Source organism: Marinobacter sp. G11 (assembly GCF_021282325.1).
Lineage (GTDB): Bacteria > Pseudomonadota > Gammaproteobacteria > Pseudomonadales > Oleiphilaceae > Marinobacter > Marinobacter vinifirmus.
The window spans coordinates 13,049-33,841 of the sequence record NZ_JAJSPB010000035.1; the positions used below are offsets into that span (position 1 = coordinate 13,049).

Sequence of the window (20,793 nt, forward strand, 5' to 3'; positions counted from 1 at the left end):
AGCTATTGGCACGGTTGATCGTGCCGGAAAATTCAACTCGGAAGTATAACCAGCCCGCTGCAACAGAACTACCCCGGCCACCGGGCCAATGGAGGTATAAACGAGGTAGGAAAAAGCTATACTGCGTTTTTTTCACCCCCCTGCGGAGCTGTTTATGGCTAATTCCCCTTCCTCCCGTTCCATGGGCACTGTAGCCATGCGCTGGCATGGCGACCGGCTTGAGCTGCTGGACCAGCGATTGCTGCCTGGGGAGGAGCACTGGATTACCTCGGAGGGCGCTTCCGGCGTGGCTCAGTGTATTACCGATATGGTGGTTCGGGGGGCGCCCGCTATTGGTATCAGTGCCGCCTACGGAGTTGCCCTGGCGGCACGCCATGCCGGTACTGACGATTGGCAGGGCGAGATTGAGCGGGCGATGGATGAACTGGCCCGTTCCCGCCCGACCGCGGTAAACCTGTTCTGGGCCCTGGAGCGCATGGGCAGGGTCTTCCGGGCGTGCCAGTCCTTGCCCGAAGCAGCGGAGCAACTGGCTGCCGAAGCGGTACGTATTCACGAGGAAGACCTGGCAGCCAACCTTGCCATGGCGGACCATGCGCTGGAGGTCATGGACTTACAGGCACCCATATCCGTGCTGACACACTGCAATACCGGAGCCCTGGCCACGGGTGGTTATGGCACGGCACTGGGAGTAATCCGTCGCTTGCATGAGAAGCAGTTGCTGGAACGGGTGTACGCGGATGAAACCCGCCCCTGGCTGCAAGGCAGTCGTCTGACGGCCTGGGAACTGACCCGTGATGAAATCCCCGTCACCCTGAATGCCGATGGTGCAGCGGCCGCCATCCTGGCCAGCGGTAAGGTGAAGTGGATTGTGGTGGGGGCAGACCGTATTACCGCCAATGGTGATGTGGCCAACAAGATCGGTACCTACAACCTGGCGGTGCTGGCACGTTATCACAATGTGGGCTTTATGGTGGTGGCGTCGTCCAGCACCGTGGATATGGCCCTGGCGTCTGGCGCGCAGATTCCCATTGAAGAGCGGGAAGGTACGGAAGTCCGGGAGATTCGGGGCATTGCGCTGGCGCCGGCGGGCGTGGAGGTGTTCAACCCGGTGTTCGATGTTACCCCGGCCAGCCTGATTGATGCGATCGTAACCGAGAAGGGCGCTGTCCGGCATCCGGACCTGGCGGCCATGCAGGCGCTATTTGCCTGATTCTTTGCCGGCCCCGGACTTTCCTGCGGTGGCCTGGCCGGCCTGGAGGTTTGCTTTCAGGTCGGCCACCTGCTTTTCCTGCTCTTCCACGAAGTGCATGGACATCTCAAAGCTGTGGCGGGTGAACTCCAGAACCTTGCGGAAGCCTTCATCCGACAGGGTGCGGGCATCGTCATGGCGCCGGAAAATATTGATAAATTCCCGTTCCCGCTCGAACTGCAGCGGTATGCGCCCGATGCCCCAGTCGTTCAGCAGTTGCCACACCTCCGGGTTGTAGTTGCGGGTAGTGCGCATGATGAAGGGAATCGGATCGTTGCGGGCAATCAGTGCCGCAAGGCGCAGAATCAGCTCGAAGGACAGGGTAGACGTACCATTCTCGATGGCTTCCAGCAGGGACTTGTCTTTCAGGTTGAGGGCTTCGCTCATTTCCGAAAGCGTAAGCCCGGCCACTTCGCGGATGTCCTTCATGGACTGGCCGGCCGTGAGCATGGCCCGCAGCTGATCCTGGGAGTTGATCAGCGCGCGGCCCACCCGCAGGGAGGTATCGGTGGCTTTGGCACCCAGCCGAAGGGCAGAACCGGTAAATCCCGCTATCCGCTCCAGTATGCCTTCCGGGCTCCTGGCCTTGTTATCGCGGCCTGCCAGGCTTTCCACTTCGTCCATGGAGCGCATGGCGTGCAGGGCATCCAGCAGCATGTCCCGGAACAGGGCGGCGCGCTGCTGGCTATCCTGGTTGGCTGGCTCCCGGTCGGTGTCTGCCATGCCGTTACCGGGTTTCGGCTTTGGCCGCGAACTGTGTGGGCGACAGGATAGAGGCGGTGCGCTGGTCCAGTTCCAGCAGGTCGGCCATGATGTGGCCGCCTTCACGGATCACGAAGTCCAGTTCGTCATCGGTGGTGTCCAGGTCTGCGGCCTGCTCGTCCTGCCATTGCTCGAGGTCTTCCAGGGTGTCGAACGGCTCTTCACCGCGCAATTCCCTGCGGGCGTTGGCAATGGTCAGCCGGGTATTTTCAATCTGGCTGTGCTGGTCCTTCCGCTCGGCGTGGTTCAGGCTTACGTAGTCCATCTGCCGCTGCTGGGTAAGGAATTCGATTTCTTTCTGCAACAGGCTGAATTCCGGGTTGGTCGCAAACCGGTTTTCATGGCGCTCGCGCAGCTCATCGATAATGCCGCTGAAGTCGAAGTAACGGTTATGGGGCACCGCTTCAATCTGGTCCCAGGGCAGGGCGTGGTCCAGGGCATCTTCGCCGATGCGGGTTTTGTCGATGCGTGACGGAATCTCGATGTCCGGAATCACCCCTTTATGCTGGGTAGAACCGCCGGATACCCGGTAAAACTTGGACTGGGTAATCTTCAGCTGGCCGTGGTTCAGGGGCCGAACCGCCTGTACCGTACCCTTGCCGAAGGTTTGGGAGCCTACAACCAGGCCGCGACCATAATCCTGGATGGCGCCGGCAAAGATTTCCGAAGCCGAGGCACTCATACGATTAACCAGAACCACCAGCGGGCCGTCGTAAACCACGGTGGGGTCTTCGTCGTTCAGCACCTGAACATCGTTGTTGGCGTTACGGATCTGCACTGTCGGGCCTTTGTCGATAAACAGGCCTACCAGGTCATTGGCTTCGTGCAGGGCACCGCCACCGTTGTTGCGCAGGTCCATCACCACGCCATCGACACCGTCTTCTTTCAGTTCGCTGATCAGCCTGCGAACGTCCCGGGTGGTGCTTTTGTAATTGGGATCACCTGCCTGCATGGCCTGGAAATCGGCATAGAAGGTGGGAATGGTGATCACGCCAATGCGATAGTCCTGGCCCTTACGTTCCAGTTCGATCACTTCCTTGCTGGCGCTCTGTTCTTCCAGCTTGACCTCGTCCCGGCTGATATCGATCGAGCGGGTAACGCTTTCGTCCGAAGCGTTGGCCGGAATCACTTCCAGGGTGACGGTTGAGTTGCGGGGGCCGCGAATCAGGTCCACCACTTCATCCAGGCGCCAGCCGATCACGTTGACCGGTTTTTCGCCCTCCTGTGCTACCGACACAATACGGTCGGCCGGTTGCAGCTGGCCTTGTTTGGAGGCCGGGCCGCCGGGAACCAGGCGCACCACCTTGGTGTATTCGTTGTCGGACTGCAGCACCGCGCCAATGCCCTCGAGGGACAGGCTCATGTTGATGTTGAAGTTCTCCGAGGTGCGCGGAGAGAAGTAGGAGGTGTGCGGGTCCCACATGCCGGTGAAGGCGTTCATGTAGGCCTGGAAGGCATCTTCGCTGCGAGCCTGGTAAGCGCGCTTCAGCTGGCCTTCGTAGCGGCGGCGCAGGTTGTCTTCGATGACGTCGTCTTCAGTACCGTTCAGGCGCTGGGCCAGCACCGCGTTCTTGATGCGTTTGATCCAGAGCTGGTCCAGTGCCGCGCTGTCGGCTTCCCAGGGTGCTTCGGACCGGTCAACGCGGATTTGATCGTTGCCTTCGAAGTCCAGGTTATCAATGCCCTCGTCGATCAGCGACAGGGCGAACTGCAGGCGCTCGATAACCCGCTGCTGCACCAGGTTGTAGATATCAAAGCCCGGTTGCAGCTGGCCGGTTTTCAGGGCCGAGCCCAGGCGGTTACGGACGTTGGAGAGTGCGTCGATGTCCTGCTGGGTCAGGTAAACGCGCTGGTTGTCCAGGTAGTCCAGGTAGGCATCAAACACATCGCCAGAGAGTTCGTCACTGATACCCAGGTTGCGGAAATGGGTGAACTGAAGCTGGCGGGCAATCAGGATGTTGGCCCGGGCCTGGTCAATGGTGGGCGCGACCGGTTCGTAGATCGCCGAGTCATCCAGCTTTGCCTGCAAACCGGACAGTCCCGGCACCAGCAGGGCAAGGCCCAGTGCTGTGCAAAGCCCCGCTTTTTTCAGGGTGGCCGGCCGGGGGCTGTGTTGTCTGATTCTTTCCGCAATGCTCATAAATGCATACCTGGCGATACTGGGTGTCTGGTAACGCGTAAGCCGCTGTTCTACCCGTGACTGATAAATTTATTGTAGGCAACCGCTACACCTGTTGCCATAGGCCTTGGGTATAGCTTCGTGACAATATGTCCATATACGTTGCGCGCCGGGGTAATAGATTGGGGCAGGTTGCGGGAAGTAAAGTGGCCGGAGGGAGGTCCCCTCCGGCCGGGAGGGTCAGGCGAAGGTTTCGTTGTTCTCTGCTTTGCTCATCAGCAGCGCAGGTGGTGCGAAGCGCTCGCCGTACTGGTCAGCCAGTTGCTGTGCCCGTTCGGCAAAGGCCCGAACGCCGTACTGATTGACGAACTGGATGGCACCGCCGGTCCAGGGCGCGTAGCCAATGCCGAAGATGCTGCCGATGTTGGCATCTTCCACGGTTCTCAATACGCCTTCTTCCAGGCAGCGAATGGTCTCGATGGCCTGGATGAACAGGATGCGGTCTTTCAGGTCCTGAAGCTGCACGCTGCGGGCCTTGGCCTGGTCTACGAACAAGTTCTCCAGCTCCGGCCAAAGGTATTTTTTGCCCTTCTCCGGGTACTCGTAGAAACCGGCGCCGGCGGCTTTGCCTTTGCGGTTGTGGGTATCCACCATCGCATCAATGACGGCTTCGGCCGGGTGTGGCTGCCAGGTGCCGCCGGCGGCTTCGGTGTCTTTCCGGCTCTGGGCGCGGATGTGCTGCATCAGGGTCATGCTGACTTCATCAGAAATCGCCAGTGGACCCACCGGCATGCCGGCCAGCAAACCTGCGTTCTCGATGCTGGAAGGGTGAATGCCCTCGGCCAGCATACTGATGCCTTCGTTAACGAAAGTACCGAAGACCCGGGAGGTGAAGAAGCCGCGGCTGTCGTTCACCACAATGGGAATCTTGCCGATCTGCTGCACATAGTCGAATGCGCGGGCCAGGGTGTCATCGGAAGTTTTCTCGCCCACGATGATTTCCACCAACTGCATCTTGTCCACCGGGGAGAAGAAGTGCAGGCCGATGAAGTTGTCCGGCTTGGCGGAGGCCTTGGCCAGCTGGGTAATGGGGATGGTGGAGGTGTTGGAGGCAAAGATGCCGTTGGTCACCAATTTTGGTTCCGATTCCTGGGTAACCCTGGCTTTCAGGTCGCTGTCTTCAAACACGGCTTCGATGATCAGGTCGCAACCCTCCAGATCCTCGGCGGAGGCTGTGGCTGTGATACGGGCCAGTACTTTGTCTTTCTGGGCCTCGGTCATGCGGCCGCGGCTGACTTTCTTGGCCAGCAGGTTTTCGGAATAGCTTTTGCCTTTCTCCGCATTTTCCACGGAGACATCCTTCAATACCACCTCAATACCGCGGCTGGCCGTGGAGTAGGCAATGCCGGCACCCATCATGCCGGCACCCAGGACGCCCACTTTCTTGAAAGTTTCTTTTTCCACACCATCCGGGCGACTGCCGCCGGCCTTGATGGCGTTGAGCTGGAACCAGAAGGTGCCCGTCATGTTTTTGGCCACCTGGCCGGTGGCCAGCTCGGCAAAGTACCGGGTTTCAATCAGGCTGCCGTTGTCGAAGTCCACCTGGGCGCCTTCCACGGCTGCTGCCAGAATCCGCTCAGGGGCAGGGTAGCAGCCCTTGGTTTTTTGCCGCAGCATGGCTGGGGCGATGGCCAGTTTCTGCGCCATGGCTGGATGATGTGGGGCGCCGCCGGGGAATTTGAAGCCTTTCTGGTCCCAGGGTTGCTGGCACTTGGGGTTGGCTTCAATAAAGGCACGGGCCTTGGCGATCATGTCTTCCGGTGAACTGGCCAATTCATTCACGATGCCGGCTTTCAGGGCCGCTTTCGGGTTGACCTTTTTACCTTCCATCAGGAACGGGAAAGCCGCTTCCAGGCCGATCATCCGGGGCAGGCGCTGGGTGCCGCCACCGCCGGGCAGCAGGCCCAGAGTCACTTCTGGCAGGCCCAACTGGGTACGGTCGTCATCAATGGCAACGCGGTAATGACACGCCAGCGCCAGTTCCAGTCCGCCGCCGAGGGCGGTGCCGTTAATGGCCGCCACAACCGGTTTGCCACAGGTTTCCAGCGCCCGCATATCGGCTTTCAGACTGTTGATCATGGCCTCGAAGTCTTTGGCCTGCTCGCGGGTGACTTTGTGAAGCTCGTTCAGGTCGCCGCCGGCGAAGAAGGTTTTCTTGGCTGAGGCGATAATGATGCCTTTGATCTTGTCCAGGTCGCCTTTGACCTTGTTGACGGTGTCGGTCAGGGCGGTACGAAACTCGCCGTTCATGGTGTTGGCGGACTGGCCCGGCATGTCGATGGTCAGGGTCAGAACCTGGTCTGAACCCAGGTCGTATTGGATGGCACTCATGGTCGGTTCCTTTTATTTGAAAGTGGCGTTCAGACGCGCTCGATGATGGTGGCAATGCCCATGCCGCCGCCCACACACAGGGTGGCCAGGCCGTAGCGCAGTTCACGGCGTTCCAGTTCATCCAGCAGGGTGCCCAGGATGATGGCACCGGTAGCACCCAGCGGGTGACCCATGGCGATGGCGCCGCCGTTCACGTTCACTTTCTCGTCCGGAACGGACAGTTCTTTCTGGAAGCGCATCACCACTGAGGCAAAGGCTTCGTTCACTTCAAACAGGTCGATCTGGCCCACGGTCATGCCGGCTTTCTCCAGCGCCTTGCGGGCGGCGGGGGCAGGGCCGGTGAGCATGATGGTGGGGTCTGTGCTGGTGACCGCGGTGGCGACAATGCGGGCACGGGGCTTCAGGCCCAGTTCCTTGCCCTTGGCTTCGCTGCCAATCAGCACGGCGGTGGCACCGTCGACAATGCCGGAGGAGTTGCCGGCGTGGTGCACGTGGTTGATCTTTTCCACGTAGTGATATTTTTCACGAGCCACGCCATCGAAGCCCATCTCACCCATCATCTGGAACGACGGTTTCAGGCTGGCCAGGGATTCCACGGTGGTGTTGCCGCGCACATGCTCGTCGCGGTCCAGAATCACCACGCCGTTCTGGTCGGTGACCGGTACGATGGATTTGGCGAAGTAGCCTTTGTCCCAGGCGTTGGCGGCTTTTTGCTGGGATTTCACCGCAAAGCCATCGACATCTTCACGGCTGAAGCTTTCCAGAGTGGCGATCAGGTCTGCACCGATACCCTGCGGCATGAAGCCGGTGTGCAGGTTGGTTTCCGGGTCGGTGGCCCAGGCGCCGCCATCGGAACCCATGGGTACGCGCGACATCGCCTCTACACCACCGGCAACCACCATGTCTTCCCATCCGGAACGCACTTTCATGGCAGCCAGGTTAACGGCTTCCAGGCCGGAGGCGCAGAAACGGTTCAGGGTTACTCCGGCGACTTTCTCATCCCAATCAGCGGCCAGTGCCGCCGTCTTGGCGATATCTGCGCCTTGGTCACCCACGGCGGTGACGCAGCCCATGACGACATCATCTACCTGAGAAGTGTCGAGCCGATTACGCTCTTCCAGAGCCTTGAGCACGGTAGTAAGCAGCGTGATCGGCTTAACGCTGTGCAGTGAGCCATCTTTCTTGCCGCGGCCGCGGGGGGTGCGAACGGCATCGAAAATGTACGCCTCGGTGGTCATATCTGTTCCTCTGATTGTTATCCGGGCTTGTTTTCAAAGAGTGATAACCATAGCGGTTCAGTGTAGTCCCCGGTAATGACAGCCGCTGCCAATCCCATTGGCGAAATTGCTCAGCCGGGAAACGAAAAATCCCCGCCGGAGCAGGGATTTCGGATCAGGGGAGCGAGTCGACCTTTTAATCGCTGCCGAGCATAACCTCCAGTGCGCGATTCAGGCGGTCGGCGTTGCTGGCGGATACGTCCTCTACCTCCGGGTGCAGGCACCACAGGGCAATCAGTTTTTCCAGCTCCTGTGCCGGCGCTTCTGTTTCTGTGTTGCCCATACCTTCGGTCAGGCGCTGCACCTGAATTTCCATCCTGCGCGGCTGGTCCTGTTCCGGGGTATCGGCGCCGGCGAGGATCTCTGCACGAATGGCCAGGTCCCGGCCCGACACTGCTGGCTGGTTCTGTGCCAGGCGGGCCCAGCTCTCAGGCGCGGTTTGCGGATCCAGGGAGTTGTCTACCCGGCCTGCCACCAGGCTTTGCCAGTCGTTGATTTTCTGTTTCAACTTACGGGTGCGGGCGGTCTGGGCCAGGCGCTTTTTCAGCTCCTGAACCTGTTCCCGAACCGGCTTGGACAACGGATTACCGGCCAGGCCGTTCAATTGTTCGATGGCGCCGGCGATGGACTGGTCATCGGAGTCAGTGCCAAGTTCCCGCAGCTGGGCAACGGTTTCGAGTGCCGCCTGGTCTGCATGTTCGGTTGCCTCCTGCTGTGCGGAGCGCTGGGCATCGCGGCGGGCAAAGATCTGGTCACAGGCTGTGCGGAACGCCTGCCAGAGTTTGCGGTCTTCCCGGTGCCGGGTGATGCCGATGGCTTTCCAGTCGTTCTGCAGGGCCTTGGCTTGCTCCATGGCTTCCTGCAGGGGCTCGTGGCTGATCAGCGCCTCGGCTTTTTCGACGATGCCTTGTTTGAGGGTTTCGTTCTTTTTGCGCTCTTCGTCCAGCGGGCGCTCAAGCTGCTTCAGCAAGTCGTCAAAACGCTTCTGGATTTGCCGGTTGTCGCGGAAGTCCACGGGCCAGGCCGATTTCCACTCCTGCCGGGCAGTCTGGTGAATGCGCTCGGCGCCTTTCCAGTCGATGGCTGTCCAGTCTGCGCTGTCCAGGAAAGTAGCCAACTGGTCGCAGATGGCCTGGCGCTTCTGCAGGTTGGCCTGTTTAAGGTCCGATTTTGCCTCGAAGTAGGCTTTGCAGGGTTCGTAGGCCTTGTCAGACGCGGCCTTGAACCGGCTCCACAGGGCCCGGTCAGACGAACCGCCCAGTTCACGCCACTCGCTCTGCAGCTCCTTGATGCGCTCCGCCTTGGCTTCCGGCTCGATGGGTTGTTCTGCCAGGTATTCCATCTGCTCGCACAGGGATACCTGCTTGGGTTCGGTGGCAAAGCCCTGCCAGTCGCTGAGCTCCCGGAACTGGCCGGCAAGCAGTTGCATGCGGGCCTGGAAGCCACGACGGTTTCGGCCATCCAGTTGCTGGAACTGGTTCTGGGCGGTTTTCAGAAGTTGCTTTGATTCCTTGAACTGCCTGGCTTCCAGGGCAGCTTCCAGGTCCGGAAGGGTGGCCTTCAGAGCTGACATAACCGCGCTTTGCTGTTCCTGGTTGGCATCTGCCGGTTTCGCGGCTCTGGGTTTGCCGGCCAGCTTGCGTACAGGTTCCAGCCTGGCGGGCTGGGGGAATTCTGCCGGCCACTCCAGTTCCTTGAGCAGTTGCCTTGCAGCATCACGTTGCTCGTCGGTTGCCTCGTCTGATCCGGCCGCTTCACCCAGGCTGGCAATGCTGTCTTTCATGGTTTCCAGGCGGCGCACGGCACTCAGGTAGTTGCGCAAGCCCAGCATCTGCTGCTCGTATTCTTTCTGCTCCTGCTTGCTTACCTGGGTGTCACGGGTGGCCTCCAGCCAGCGGTTTTCCTGGGTTTTCTGCAGGGCGTCCAGGGCCGAGGCCGAAGGCAGGTCTTCTGCGGAGGCAGTTTGCAGGTCTGTCAGGGTCTGCTGGAGCAGTTCCAGGGTCTCGGTTCTCTGGCGGGCCTGCTCCTGGTGGCGCTTTTCGTCTTCCTGTACCTGTTTAAACTGTTTCAGCCGCTCCCGGCAGTCGTGCACGGCAGCCAGGAATTGCCCGGCCTGTTCGGCACTGGCGCTGGCTTCAACGCTGCGCCAGCTTTCCTGTGCTGCGTCGAGCCGGGCTTCGTAAAGCTTGGTGTCTTCACTGCGGGCCTGGTCCTGTACCTGGGTGATCAGGGCTTCGATACGCTGTTGTACGGCGGTTTCGGCGGCCTGCTGGTCTTTCACGGTTTGCAGGCTTTGCTTGATTGCCTGGTAGACACCCTTGTCCCGGCCCTTGGCCTGCTTGAGCACCTGCTGCAGGAGCTCTTCCTGCTGAAGGCCGTTGGCGGCTTCCAGGCGAATGGCAGCGGTTACGCCGTCAATGGCAAGCTGGGCGAGTTCGGGCTGTGGCGGATTGTTTCTGAGCTGGTTTTCCTGGGATTCCCGCAGAAGCTGTCGTTCGTTTTGGGCTTCCTGCTGGCTGGCCTCGGCCGCTTTTGGCGTGCTGTTTTTCGGAGCGCTTGCCGGGGTTGCCTTGCGGGATTTGAACAGTCTCTGAATGAATGCAGCCATATAAAGGTATCCTTCGGGATTGAAACCAGTCTGCGGTGGCGGCAAAGTGTGCTGCCACCGGCCACAGGCACGGTCGGGTGTGCCGGGCGGTGTGTGAAATCGGCCGGTAGTCTAGCGTTTTGCAAGCCATCGCGGAAAGGGGCTGTATGGCAAAAAGAGATGAAAATCCCGAAGACCAGGATTACAAGGCCCGCTCGGTGGCGCTGCGCCTGCTGGCTCGGCGTGAACACAGTCGCCACGAGCTGGCGCTGAAACTTCGCCAACGGAAGATTGAGCCGGCACTGATCAACACAGTCCTCGATGAATACGAGGATGAAGGATGGCTGGATGATCACCGTTTTGCCGATGTGTTTGCCCGGCAACGGATGGATGCGGGCTACGGGCCCCTGAGAATCCTGGCGGACTTGCAGCAGCGTGGGGTGAATTTCAGCCCCGGGTGCCTCAGTGAAACCACCGAAGAGCAATGGCTGGCATCGGCAGTGCGCCTGAGGGAAAGGCGGTTCGGGCTGGCAAGGCTGGATGATGACCTGAAAGAAAAGTTGCGACAGGCACGGTTTCTGGCCGGGAGGGGCTTTTCCCATTCACAGGTTGAGCGGGCACTGGAAGCGAGGGCTCCCGAAGACGAGTAACCCGGTTAGCCGGATTACAGGGTGGGTGGGATCAGCCCCAGCTCAGGCGGCAGTGCGGCTCGCAGGCTGGGTGAGCCCGATTCTGGATTGTCCGCGTTGTCGGAACCATTGGTTCCATCTTCGGCGCTTTCATCTCTGGGATTCAGGGCGGCGAGGTCTACATCGGTTTCAGACGGTTCTGGCAGCTCCGGTTCCGTGACCCTTACCAGCACATCGTAGTAGCGACGGATGTTCTGCACGTAGGTCACCGGCTCGTGCCCACGGGCATAACCGAAGCGGGTTTTGGTGTACCATTCCTTCTGGGCCAGCAACGGCAGGAATTCCTTCACATCCATCCAGCGATCCGGGTTTTTACCTGCCGATTCCGTTAACCGTCGGGCATCTTCAAGGTGGCCATAGCCCACGTTATAGGAGGCGAGGGCAAACCAGGTGCGGTCCGGTTCCGGAATCCGGTCGGGAATTTTCTCGAGCACCCGGAGGAAATACAGGGCGCCACCTTTGATACTTTGCTCGGGGTCCAGGCGGTTACTCACGCCGATATAGTTGGCGGTGGTGCGGGTAAGCATCATCAGCCCGCGCACGCCGGTGGGGGAGACCGCATTGGCGCGCCAATGGGATTCCTGGTAGCCGATGGCTGCAAGCAGGCGCCAGTCCAGGCCGGTTTCCCGGGCGTAGCTTTCGAAAGTGGTCTGGTAGGTGGGCAGCCGGTTGTCCACGTGGGCCATGAAGGTTTGGGCGCCCACAAAATTGAGCCGGTCCAGGTGGCCATAAAAACGCTCGGCCAGCTGCTCCATCTGGCCGCTATCACGCTGGGCTTCCATGAAACTGGCGGCGGCATTGGCCAGCGAATCGTCCTGTTCCGCCGGGAACAGCCAAACCAGTTCTTCAGGTTCGTTCAGGGCGAAGCCTTCGTAGACGTCGGGGAAGAAGACGTGGTTCAGGTCGAGCTCGTTCGATGAAACCACCGCGTAGGCGAATTCCCCGGTTTCCACCCGGGCCAGAAGGCCGGCTGCATCGATTTCAGAGTGAACGGCAATAACCGGCGCTGGTTCGCCTTCCCGTGCTTCAAGCAGGTGTTCGTGGTTGCTGTCAGCCAGCATGTGGACGGTATCGCCCTGCAGGTCGTCGAGGGTTTCTGGCCTGTCCGCATCCCGGTGGTAGACCACGACGGACTGAACATTGATGCCGGTGGGCACGGTGTGGAACTTGCCTTCGAACTCCGGCAGTCTGGCGAGCCCGGCCATACCGATGTGGGCGTAGTTTCGGGAAAGAACCGAGAGGATTTCGGAGTTGTCTTCAGCAACACGGACTCTCAGCTCTACGCCCAGTTCCCGGGCAAAGTCGCTGACCAGTTCGTAGTCGTACCCGGTTGTGGTTTCCCGTTCCTGGTAATAAATAGAAGGAGCTATACGGGTAATAACGTGCAGGGCACCTTCGTTGCGAACGTCCTGAAGGGCAGTCGGCCGGGAGCAGCCGCTGACTGCCAGTGCAGCCAGCAGAATCAGGGCCACAGGCCTGTGGCTGGTTTTAAAGGTGCTGATCAATCGTGACAAATCCCTGCGCTCCGCATCATTCGACGTTCCATGCAGTCAGGTGAATGATCCCTCCTTGCCGGAAGGTGGTCAATTGATCTGTTCAATCCATGTGCAAAACAATGTCAATTGTAGGCTTTTCCGGCCGGCTACCTGAAGCTGTATCCTGCCGCCCGTTTCGAGTATCATGGCCGCCTTTCAGACGTCTCCCGATTTCGCGCGATACAGGTTGATATCATGCTTGAACTTCGCGGCGCTCCCGCGCTCTCGCCTTTCCGTTCCCGCAAGTTGCACTCCAGGATCCAGGATATTGTTCCGGATGTAGCCCATGTGTATGCCGAGTTCATGCACTTTGTGGATCTCGATGATGACCTCTCCGACGCGGAACACGCGATTCTGGACAGGCTGCTGACATACGGCCCCAGTGTGCAGGTTGAAGAACCTGAAGGGGTTTTGTTCCTTGTGGTGCCGCGGCCGGGCACCCTGTCGCCCTGGTCCAGTAAGGCCACGGACATTGCCCGCAACTGCGGCTTGCGCCAGATTCGCCGTATCGAGCGTGGTATTGCCTATTATGTGCAGTCCAGCCGTAAGCTGGGCCTGGAGCAGCGGGAAAAGATTGCCGCCCTGCTGCACGACCGCATGACCCAGACCGTCTTCCACGAAACCGGCGGTGCGGTGCTGCTGTTCAGCCACGACGAACCCCGCCCGCTGGGCCGTGTGCCGGTGTTATCCGGCGGCCGTGATGCCCTGGTTGAAGCCAACGCCCGGCTGGGCCTGGCACTGGCGGATGACGAGATTGACTACCTGGTGAAGTCGTTCACCGGCCTTGAGCGTGATCCGACCGACGTGGAACTGATGATGTTCGCGCAGGCCAACTCGGAGCACTGCCGCCACAAGATTTTCAATGCGTCCTGGGATATCGACGGGCAAGGCCAGGAGAAATCCCTGTTTGCCATGATCCGCAACACCTTCGAGATGAACAGCGAAGGCGTGTTGTCGGCCTATAAAGATAACGCGTCGGTTATCGAAGGCAGTGTGGCCGGGCGCTTCTTCCCGGATCCGGAAACCGGTGTGTACGGCTACAACAAGGAGCCGGTACACATTCTGATGAAGGTGGAAACCCACAACCATCCCACGGCTATCTCGCCGTTTGCCGGTGCCGCTACCGGCTCCGGTGGTGAAATCCGTGATGAGGGCGCGACCGGTCGGGGTTCCAAGCCCAAGGCCGGCCTGTCGGGCTTCACGGTTTCCAACCTGAATATTCCCGGCGATGAGCAGCCCTGGGAGATCGGCTACGGTAAGCCGGATCGCATTGCCTCACCGCTGGATATCATGATTGAAGGCCCGATTGGCGGCGCTGCGTTCAACAACGAATTCGGCCGTCCGAACCTGGCCGGCTACTTCCGTACCTTCGAGGAGAAGGTGCCCGGTGCAGCCGGTGAGGAAGTGCGCGGCTACCACAAGCCCATCATGATTGCCGGTGGTCTGGGTAACATCCGCGAAGATCATGTGGAGAAGGGTAATATCCCGGTTGGCGCCAAGCTGATTGTACTGGGTGGCCCCTCTATGCTGATCGGCCTGGGTGGTGGCGCGGCGTCTTCCATGGACTCTGGCTCCAGTAACGAAAACCTGGACTTTGCCTCGGTTCAGCGGGACAACCCGGAAATGGAACGTCGCTGCCAGGAAGTGATCGACCGCTGCTGGCAAATGGGCGATGACAACCCGATCTGCTTTATTCACGACGTGGGTGCGGGTGGTTTGTCTAACGCCATGCCGGAACTGGTCAAAGACGGCGGCCGTGGCGGCAAGTTCGAATTGCGGGATATTCCGAGCGACGAGCCCGGAATGTCGCCCCTGGAGATCTGGTGTAACGAATCCCAGGAACGCTACGTAATGGCCGTGGCGCCGGAGAATATCGACCTGTTCGATTCCCTGTGCCGTCGCGAGCGTTGCCCCTATGCGGTGATCGGTGAAGCCACCGAAGCGCACCACCTGGAACTGGGCGATTCGTACTTTAACGACAAGCCGGTGGACCTGCCGATGGAAGTGCTGTTCGGCAAGCCGCCGAGAATGCACCGCAGCATCACCCGCTCTTCGTTCACCAAGCCGGTGTTCGATTCCACCAAGATCGATATCCATGATGCCATTCGCCGTATTCTGCGTTTGCCGTCTGTGGGGTCCAAGAGTTTCCTGATCACCATTGGTGACCGCACAATTACCGGCCTTGTGGCCCGTGACCAGATGGTTGGCCCCTGGCAGGTGCCGGTGAGTGATGTGGCGGTTACCGCTGCCTCCTTTGATGTGCGTGCCGGCGAAGCCATGGCTATGGGCGAACGCACACCGGTTGCCGTCATTGATGCGCCGGCTTCGGGCCGTATGGCGGTGGGCGAGGTAATTACCAACCTGGCCGCGGCGCCGATCGAAAAACTTTCGAATATTCGCCTGTCTGCGAACTGGATGGCCGCAGCCGGTCACCCGGGTGAAGACGAGAATCTCTACGAGACTGTGCGCGCAGTCGGTATGGAGCTGTGCCCGGAACTTGGTATTACCATCCCGGTGGGCAAGGACTCCATGTCCATGAAAACCACCTGGGAAGAAGACAACGGTGAGCAGAAGAGCGTGACTGCGCCGCTGTCTCTTATTGTCAGCGGCTTTGCGCCGGTTACCGATGTAGCCCGCACACTGACGCCCCAGCTGAGAACAGATGCCGGTGAAACCGACCTGATCCTGGTTGACCTGGCTGCCGGCCAGAACCGCCTGGGTGGCTCTGCACTGGCGCAGGTTTATCGCCAGGTAGGTGCCGTAGCGCCAGACCTGGACGACCCGGAAGACATCAAGGCCTTCTTTGCGGTGATCCAGGGCCTGAACGGCGACGGTAAACTGCTGGCGTATCACGATCGTTCTGACGGCGGTTTGTTTGTCACACTGGCAGAAATGGCATTTGCCGGCCGCACCGGTGTGGATATCAAGCTGGACGGCCTGGCGGAAGACAGCTCGCAATTTGCCCGCGAGCTGTTTAACGAAGAACTGGGTGCAGTCATTCAGGTGCGTCGTGACGACACCGAGTTTGTTCTGCAGCAGTTCTCGTCGGCTGGTCTGGGCGACCACACCAGTGTGGTGGGTACCCTGAACGATAAAGACCGCGTGCGCCTGACCTTTGCCGGCGACAGTGTGGTGGATGAGTCCCGCACAGAGCTTCAGCGCCTGTGGGCGGAAACCAGCTATCGCATTCAGTCGCTGCGCGATAATGCGGACTGTGCCCAGGACGAGTTTGATAACCTGCTGGACGCTGGAGACCCCGGCCTGAACGCCGAGCTGACCTTCGACATTAACGAAGACGTTGCCGCGCCGTTCATCAACACCGGCGCCCGGCCGAAAGTGGCTGTGCTGCGTGAGCAGGGCGTAAACGGCCAGGTTGAAATGGCAGCTGCCTTCGATCGTGCCGGTTTTGAATCAACAGACGTGCACATGAGCGACCTGCTCTCTGGCCGCATCACCCTGGATGATTTCCAGAGCCTGGTGGCGTGTGGCGGGTTCTCCTACGGTGACGTTCTGGGTGCCGGTGAAGGTTGGGCCAAGTCCATCCTGTTCAATGACCGCGTTCGGGATCAGTTTGCCGCGTTCTTCAATCGCCAGGACACGCTGGCATTGGGCGTGTGCAACGGTTGCCAGATGCTGTCGAACCTGCACGAGCTGATTCCGGGTAGCGAAGGCTGGCCTCGCTTTGTCCGTAACCAGTCTGAGCAGTTTGAAGCTCGCCTGGTGATGGTGGAAGTAGCGCAGTCTCCGTCTGCATTCCTGGACGGCATGGCCGGTTCCCGGATGCCGATCGCTGTGGCCCACGGTGAAGGTCGGATTGAATTTGCCGCAGCTAATAACGCCCAGGCGCTCATCGAAAATGAGCTGGTAGCCATGCGTTACGTGGACAACCGTGGCGAGGCGACGACTCGTTACCCCTACAACCCGAACGGTTCCGAGGCGGGCATTACCGGTGTTACCACCCGTGATGGCCGGGTGACCATCATGATGCCGCATCCCGAGCGGGTATTCCGTGCGGTTCAGCACTCCTGGCGCCCGGATGGCTGGCAGGAAGACGGCCCCTGGATGCGTATGTTCAGAAATGCGAGACGCTGGTTGGCTTGATCAACCCCTGAGTCCGTCTTGACAAAGCCGGCCTGAAGAGCTTCTGTTGGAAGCACCCTTCAGGCCGGTTTTTTTGTGTAAAAAGTCCGAAAACTTGTCAGTCAAGGTCTTGACTCGCGAACTTTATGCACATTTTTGCGGGTGCGTTGTGTGATCTGTGAACAGAGTCAGAGATTTACGCCTGATTTTTGTTCGACAAATATAAGTTATTGAAAGATAACGATTAAATTAAATGGGCGATTTTGTCGCCAGTTTAAGGAAAGGTCAGTAACAATGGGGCTCAGGGACGGATTCCCAGAAACTATCCCCAGAGTTATCCACAGAAACTGTGGGTAAGTTTGGAAACCCTAATGCTGAGCGAAACTTGATCAATCTGGAGCGGGCTATGTACAAGTTATGTTACTTCGTGCCGGAGAGTCATCTGGGGCCAACCAAGCAGGCCCTGTTCGATGCCGGTGCGGGGAAGATCGGTGATTACGATCAGTGTGCCTGGCAATGCAAAGGGCAGGGCCAGTTTCGTCCGCTGGCAGGAAGTGATCCTTTTTTGGGGAGTCAGGGCGAGCTGGAGACTGTATGGGAGTACAAGGTCGAGCTGGTTTGCGATGATGCGGTGATCGGCAAGGCGGTTGCGGCGCTGAAGCAGGCTCACCCCTATGAGGAGCCCGCGTACGAGGTTTTCCGGCTGGAAGACTTCTGATCAGTCCTTCTTCGCCATCGGGTGGCGAATGTCTTTAATGTGCACGCCATAGCTTTCGCTCTTCATATCACTGAGGAACAGCTCAAGGGTTTTTCGTACGGTAGGAAAGGAAATTTCGTCCCAGGGGATATCGTCGGGGGTGAACAGCTTTGATTCCAGGGACTCTTGCCCGGCGCCGAATTGTCCGTCTGTAAGGGTGGCGCGATAAAACATGTGCACCTGGTTGATGTGGGGGACATCAATAATCGAGTACAGACCATGGATGGTAACTTCCGCCAGGGCTTCTTCCCGGGTTTCCCGGGCTGCTGCCTCCATGGTGGTCTCGGCGTTTTCCATAAATCCTGCAGGCAGGGTCCAGTAGCCATAGCGGGGTTCGATCGCGCGCTTGCATAACAGAATCTGGCCTTCCCACACCGGAACCGTGCCGGCAACAATGCGCGGGTTCTGGTAATGTATGGTCTCGCAGCTGACGCAAACATAGCGATGCCGGTTATCTCCCTCTGGAATACGTTGTTCAACCGGCTGGCCGCATGTGCTGCAATACTTCATTGTTTTCCCCGTATACTGAGTGTCCGTTGGTAGTCAGTTTAACGATCCGGACTGCCTGTGTCTCACTCAATATTGGCAAGTAACCGGAGTAAAGAGTGGAAGACCTGCTAACCGAACGGTTGTCCAAATACGCCCCCAGGCAACTGGCCCTGGATTACCCCGAAGCCGGCGTGCTCGTTCCGGTCACCGATAATCACCGCAACCCCGAGATCATTTTCACGCTCCGGTCCGAGCATATGAAAACCCACCGCGGGCAGGTTGCTTTCCCGGGGGGCAAGCGGGATCCCGAAGATGCTTCCCTGGCGGAAACCGCGTTGAGGGAGACCCATGAAGAGATCGGCCTGCCGCCGGACCAGGTTCGGCTCATTGCGCCGCTCAGCCAGGTGATGTCTTTGCACCGGATTGTCGTAACTCCATACGTGGGCCTGGTGCCGGTTGATCACCCGTTACAGGCAAATCCGGCAGAAATTGAAAGTATCTTCCGTGTTCCGGTTTCTTTTTTCCTCGAGGACAAGCGGGAACGAACGAATACCCTGAGCTTCCAGCACAATACCCTTTACGTGCCATGCTATCGCTGGGAGCGTTATCAGATATGGGGTTTGTCGGCCGTGGTTCTGGTCGATTTTCTGAATGCTGTGTACGATGCCGGCATCGATATTCTTGAGCCGCCCCGGTAGGGTGACGGAGGAGTTCTATGTTTTATAGCCTGGGTCAGCGAAAGCCCGAAAAAGACGGCGATGGCCAGTTTGTCGCCCACAACGCCACCGTGATTGGCAGCGTCAAGCTGATGGAGAAATCCAGTATCTGGTTCAATGTGGTGATTCGTGGCGACAACGAGTTGATCACCATAGGCCCGGAATCAAACATCCAGGACGGTTCGGTTCTGCATACCGATCCGGGAATTCCACTTACAATTGGACGCGGCGTGACCGTCGGGCACAAGGCGATGCTGCATGGCTGTCAGATCGGGGATTATTCGCTGATTGGCATTAATGCGGTGGTGCTCAATGGCGCAAAGATCGGCAAGCATTGCCTGATTGGTGCGAACACCTTGATCCCGGAAGGGATGGAAATTCCGGACGGCTCCATGGTGATCGGTTCCCCGGGCAAGGTTCGTCGTGAGCTGAATGACAGCCAGAAGAAAATGCTGGAGTTCAGTGCAGCCCACTACGTGAAGAATGCCGAGCGTTACCTGGCTGATCTGCAGCAAGTCGAGATTTAACCATGAAAACTGCCGATAGAGTTCGCTCCCCCTGTGTCAGCATTTGTGCGCTGGACCAGAATGACACCTGCATAGGCTGTCAGCGAACCGGGGATGAAATACTGCGCTGGACCATGATGACAGACGAGGAGCGCCGGGAGGTTCTTCGAAAAGTGGCTGAGCGTGAAAAGAAAGTTGCTATCTAATCTATACACAGGAAGACAGATTCAATGACTGGTTCAGAGCAGACTGTCCGGATTGGTACACCGCTGAAGCCTGGTGCAACACGCGTGCTTTTTTGCGGCTCAGGCGAGCTTGGTAAAGAAGTGGTAATCGAGCTGCAGCGATACGGTGTGGAAGTGATTGCCGTGGATCGCTACGAAAATGCACCGGCCATGCAGGTCGCCCACCGCAGCTATGTGGTTGATATGCTCGATGGCGCGGCACTGAGGGCTGTCATTGAAAAAGAGCGCCCGCACCTGATTGTTCCTGAAATCGAGGCCATCGCAACGGCTGAGCTGGTGCGGCTTGAAGAAGAAGGGTACAGGGTTGTTCCGACCGCGCGTGCCGTCAATCTGACGATGAACCGCGAAGGTATCCGCCGCCTGGCTGCGGAAGAGTTGGAGTTGCCCACTTCAGCCTACCGGTTTGCCGGCAGCCGCGAGGAGTACCTGGCTGCCGTCGAAGAGATTGGCCTGCCATTGGTAGTCAAGCCGGTGATGAGTTCTTCGGGTAAGGGGCAGAGCCTGGTAAGAGACAATGCGGAGATAGAAGCGGCCTGGGAGTATGCCCAAACCGGTGGCCGGGCAGGGAAGGGGCGTGTCATCATCGAAGGCTTTGTGGACTTCGATTATGAGATCACCCTGCTGACGGTTCGCCACCGTGATGGCGTTTCGTTCTGCGATCCCATCGGGCACCGCCAGGAAGATGGTGATTACCGGGAATCCTGGCAGCCGCACCCTATGGCTCCCAAAGCACTTGAGCGCTCCATGGAAATTGCCCGGGCGGTTGCCGACAACCTGGGTGGTTACGGTGTCTATGGTGTGGAGCTGTTTGTGAAGGGCGATCAGGTCTGGTTCTCGGAAGTATCCCCGAGGCCACACGATACTGGCCTGGTTACCCTGATGTCCCAGGACCTGTCCGAGTTTGCCCTGCACGCCCGGGCCATTCTTGGTTTGCCTGTTCCGGTAATTCGCCAGCAAGGACCAACGGCGTCGGCGGTCATTCTTCCTGAAGGTGAGTCAGTTGATGTCTCATACAGTGGAGTAGAGCTGGCACTTGCTGAGCCGGACACCCAGTTACGGTTGTTTGGCAAGCCGGAGTTGAAGGGGCGTCGTCGTATGGGTGTGGCACTGGCAAAGGCAAACTCTTTAGAGGAAGCCCGGCAGCGTGCTTTAGCTGTCGCGGGCGCTGTTAAAGTAGAGCTTTAATGATGTGCCGGTAGTCGGAGCGTTGGCGGCGAAAAGGACTTTTCAAAAAAGTTTAAGGCAACCGTTGACACCTGTGCTGAGGTCTGTAGAATGCGCATCTCGCTTGAGGGGCAACGCCGGAAACGGAGCAAAACCTCAGCGATAACCGATTGAAAGTATTCGAAAAATTGCTTCAGAAATTATTCGAAATCAACGGTTGACAAGGC

15 protein-coding genes are annotated in these 20,793 nt (G+C 58.9%); 8 read left to right on the forward strand and 7 right to left on the reverse strand.

Annotated features, from left to right (window positions below):
* The first annotated feature begins 154 nt into the window (after positions 1-154).
* The gene (gene mtnA / locus LWH94_RS16720) at positions 155-1,210 is read left to right on the forward strand and encodes an S-methyl-5-thioribose-1-phosphate isomerase (protein WP_232902967.1); all 1,056 of its coding nucleotides are present in this window, start codon (positions 155-157) and stop codon (positions 1,208-1,210) included.
* Here the strand turns inward: mtnA and LWH94_RS16725 are convergent.
* The 5 genes from LWH94_RS16725 to LWH94_RS16745 all read right to left on the reverse strand — a co-directional run bounded on the left by LWH94_RS16725 (position 1,199) and on the right by LWH94_RS16745 (position 10,406).
* Entirely contained in the window at positions 1,199-1,972 is a 774-nt protein-coding gene (locus tag LWH94_RS16725) for a helix-turn-helix domain-containing protein (protein WP_232902968.1), read from the reverse strand. The two genes, mtnA and LWH94_RS16725, sit on opposite strands and share 12 nt — an antisense overlap.
* A 4-nt stretch (positions 1,973-1,976) precedes the next feature.
* The gene (locus LWH94_RS16730; protein ID WP_232902969.1) at positions 1,977-4,151 is read right to left on the reverse strand and encodes a carboxy terminal-processing peptidase; all 2,175 of its coding nucleotides are present in this window, start codon (positions 4,149-4,151) and stop codon (positions 1,977-1,979) included.
* 219 nt (positions 4,152-4,370) lie between these two features.
* The gene (locus LWH94_RS16735) at positions 4,371-6,521 is read right to left on the reverse strand and encodes a 3-hydroxyacyl-CoA dehydrogenase NAD-binding domain-containing protein (RefSeq protein ID WP_232902970.1); all 2,151 of its coding nucleotides are present in this window, start codon (positions 6,519-6,521) and stop codon (positions 4,371-4,373) included.
* A 29-nt stretch (positions 6,522-6,550) separates the two neighbouring features.
* Positions 6,551-7,759, reverse strand: coding sequence for an acetyl-CoA C-acetyltransferase (locus LWH94_RS16740; protein ID WP_232902971.1), 1,209 nt, complete (start codon positions 7,757-7,759; stop codon positions 6,551-6,553).
* 175 nt (positions 7,760-7,934) lie between these two features.
* Positions 7,935-10,406, reverse strand: a complete 2,472-nt coding sequence (locus LWH94_RS16745) for a DUF349 domain-containing protein (protein ID WP_232902972.1) — start codon at positions 10,404-10,406, stop codon at positions 7,935-7,937.
* A 146-nt stretch (positions 10,407-10,552) separates the two neighbouring features.
* Here LWH94_RS16745 and LWH94_RS16750 point away from each other — a divergent pair, with 146 nt between their 5' ends.
* On the forward strand, positions 10,553-11,035 hold the full coding sequence (locus tag LWH94_RS16750; RefSeq protein ID WP_022989620.1) for a regulatory protein RecX: 483 nt from the start codon (positions 10,553-10,555) through the stop codon (positions 11,033-11,035).
* A 14-nt stretch (positions 11,036-11,049) separates the two neighbouring features.
* On the opposite strand, the gene mltF is transcribed toward LWH94_RS16750, so the two are convergent.
* Positions 11,050-12,588: a membrane-bound lytic murein transglycosylase MltF gene (mltF, locus tag LWH94_RS16755; RefSeq protein ID WP_232902973.1), complete on the reverse strand. Its 1,539-nt coding sequence runs from the start codon at positions 12,586-12,588 to the stop codon at positions 11,050-11,052.
* 216 nt (positions 12,589-12,804) lie between these two features.
* Here mltF and purL point away from each other — a divergent pair, with 216 nt between their 5' ends.
* Positions 12,805-16,710 carry a phosphoribosylformylglycinamidine synthase gene (gene purL / locus LWH94_RS16760; RefSeq protein ID WP_232902974.1) on the forward strand — a complete coding sequence of 1,302 codons (3,906 nt, stop codon included), beginning with the start codon at positions 12,805-12,807 and terminating at the stop codon, positions 16,708-16,710.
* 385 nt (positions 16,711-17,095) lie between these two features.
* Entirely contained in the window at positions 17,096-17,407 is a 312-nt protein-coding gene (locus LWH94_RS16765; RefSeq protein ID WP_232902975.1) for a Nif3-like dinuclear metal center hexameric protein, read from the forward strand.
* Here the strand turns inward: LWH94_RS16765 and LWH94_RS16770 are convergent, their stop codons facing one another.
* Positions 17,408-17,956: an NUDIX hydrolase gene (locus LWH94_RS16770; RefSeq protein ID WP_232902976.1), complete on the reverse strand. Its 549-nt coding sequence runs from the start codon at positions 17,954-17,956 to the stop codon at positions 17,408-17,410.
* A gap of 95 nt (positions 17,957-18,051) precedes the next feature.
* Between LWH94_RS16770 and LWH94_RS16775 the strand changes: the two genes are divergently transcribed.
* From LWH94_RS16775 to purT, 4 genes are read left to right on the forward strand one after another with little or no spacing between them, the layout of a single operon-like run.
* The gene (locus LWH94_RS16775) at positions 18,052-18,633 is read left to right on the forward strand and encodes an NUDIX hydrolase (RefSeq protein WP_232902977.1); all 582 of its coding nucleotides are present in this window, start codon (positions 18,052-18,054) and stop codon (positions 18,631-18,633) included.
* 17 nt (positions 18,634-18,650) lie between these two features.
* A complete protein-coding gene (locus LWH94_RS16780; protein ID WP_199457600.1) occupies positions 18,651-19,178 on the forward strand; it encodes a gamma carbonic anhydrase family protein in 528 nt (175 codons plus the stop codon).
* A gap of 2 nt (positions 19,179-19,180) precedes the next feature.
* Positions 19,181-19,363 carry a DUF1289 domain-containing protein gene (locus tag LWH94_RS16785; RefSeq protein WP_199457599.1) on the forward strand — a complete coding sequence of 61 codons (183 nt, stop codon included), beginning with the start codon at positions 19,181-19,183 and terminating at the stop codon, positions 19,361-19,363.
* A gap of 24 nt (positions 19,364-19,387) precedes the next feature.
* Complete coding sequence (gene purT / locus LWH94_RS16790; RefSeq protein ID WP_232902978.1) at positions 19,388-20,587, forward strand: formate-dependent phosphoribosylglycinamide formyltransferase; 1,200 nt, start codon at positions 19,388-19,390, stop codon at positions 20,585-20,587.
* The last annotated feature ends 206 nt before the right edge of the window (positions 20,588-20,793 follow it).

Excerpts from the sequence above, each read along its gene's own strand:
- mtnA (WP_232902967.1), top strand. The coding sequence starts at position 155 with ATGGCTAATTCCCCTTCCTCCCGTTCCATGGGCACTGTAGCCATGCGC.
- LWH94_RS16725 (WP_232902968.1), bottom strand. The coding sequence starts at position 1,972 with ATGGCAGACACCGACCGGGAGCCAGCCAACCAGGATAGCCAGCAGCGC.
- LWH94_RS16730 (WP_232902969.1), bottom strand. The coding sequence starts at position 4,151 with ATGAGCATTGCGGAAAGAATCAGACAACACAGCCCCCGGCCGGCCACC.
- LWH94_RS16735 (WP_232902970.1), bottom strand. The coding sequence starts at position 6,521 with ATGAGTGCCATCCAATACGACCTGGGTTCAGACCAGGTTCTGACCCTG.
- LWH94_RS16740 (WP_232902971.1), bottom strand. The coding sequence starts at position 7,759 with ATGACCACCGAGGCGTACATTTTCGATGCCGTTCGCACCCCCCGCGGC.
- LWH94_RS16745 (WP_232902972.1), bottom strand. The coding sequence starts at position 10,406 with ATGGCTGCATTCATTCAGAGACTGTTCAAATCCCGCAAGGCAACCCCG.
- LWH94_RS16750 (WP_022989620.1), top strand. The coding sequence starts at position 10,553 with ATGGCAAAAAGAGATGAAAATCCCGAAGACCAGGATTACAAGGCCCGC.
- purL (WP_232902974.1), top strand. The coding sequence starts at position 12,805 with ATGCTTGAACTTCGCGGCGCTCCCGCGCTCTCGCCTTTCCGTTCCCGC.
- LWH94_RS16765 (WP_232902975.1), top strand. The coding sequence starts at position 17,096 with ATGTACAAGTTATGTTACTTCGTGCCGGAGAGTCATCTGGGGCCAACC.
- LWH94_RS16770 (WP_232902976.1), bottom strand. The coding sequence starts at position 17,956 with ATGAAGTATTGCAGCACATGCGGCCAGCCGGTTGAACAACGTATTCCA.
- LWH94_RS16780 (WP_199457600.1), top strand. The coding sequence starts at position 18,651 with ATGTTTTATAGCCTGGGTCAGCGAAAGCCCGAAAAAGACGGCGATGGC.
- LWH94_RS16785 (WP_199457599.1), top strand. The coding sequence starts at position 19,181 with ATGAAAACTGCCGATAGAGTTCGCTCCCCCTGTGTCAGCATTTGTGCG.
- purT (WP_232902978.1), top strand. The coding sequence starts at position 19,388 with ATGACTGGTTCAGAGCAGACTGTCCGGATTGGTACACCGCTGAAGCCT.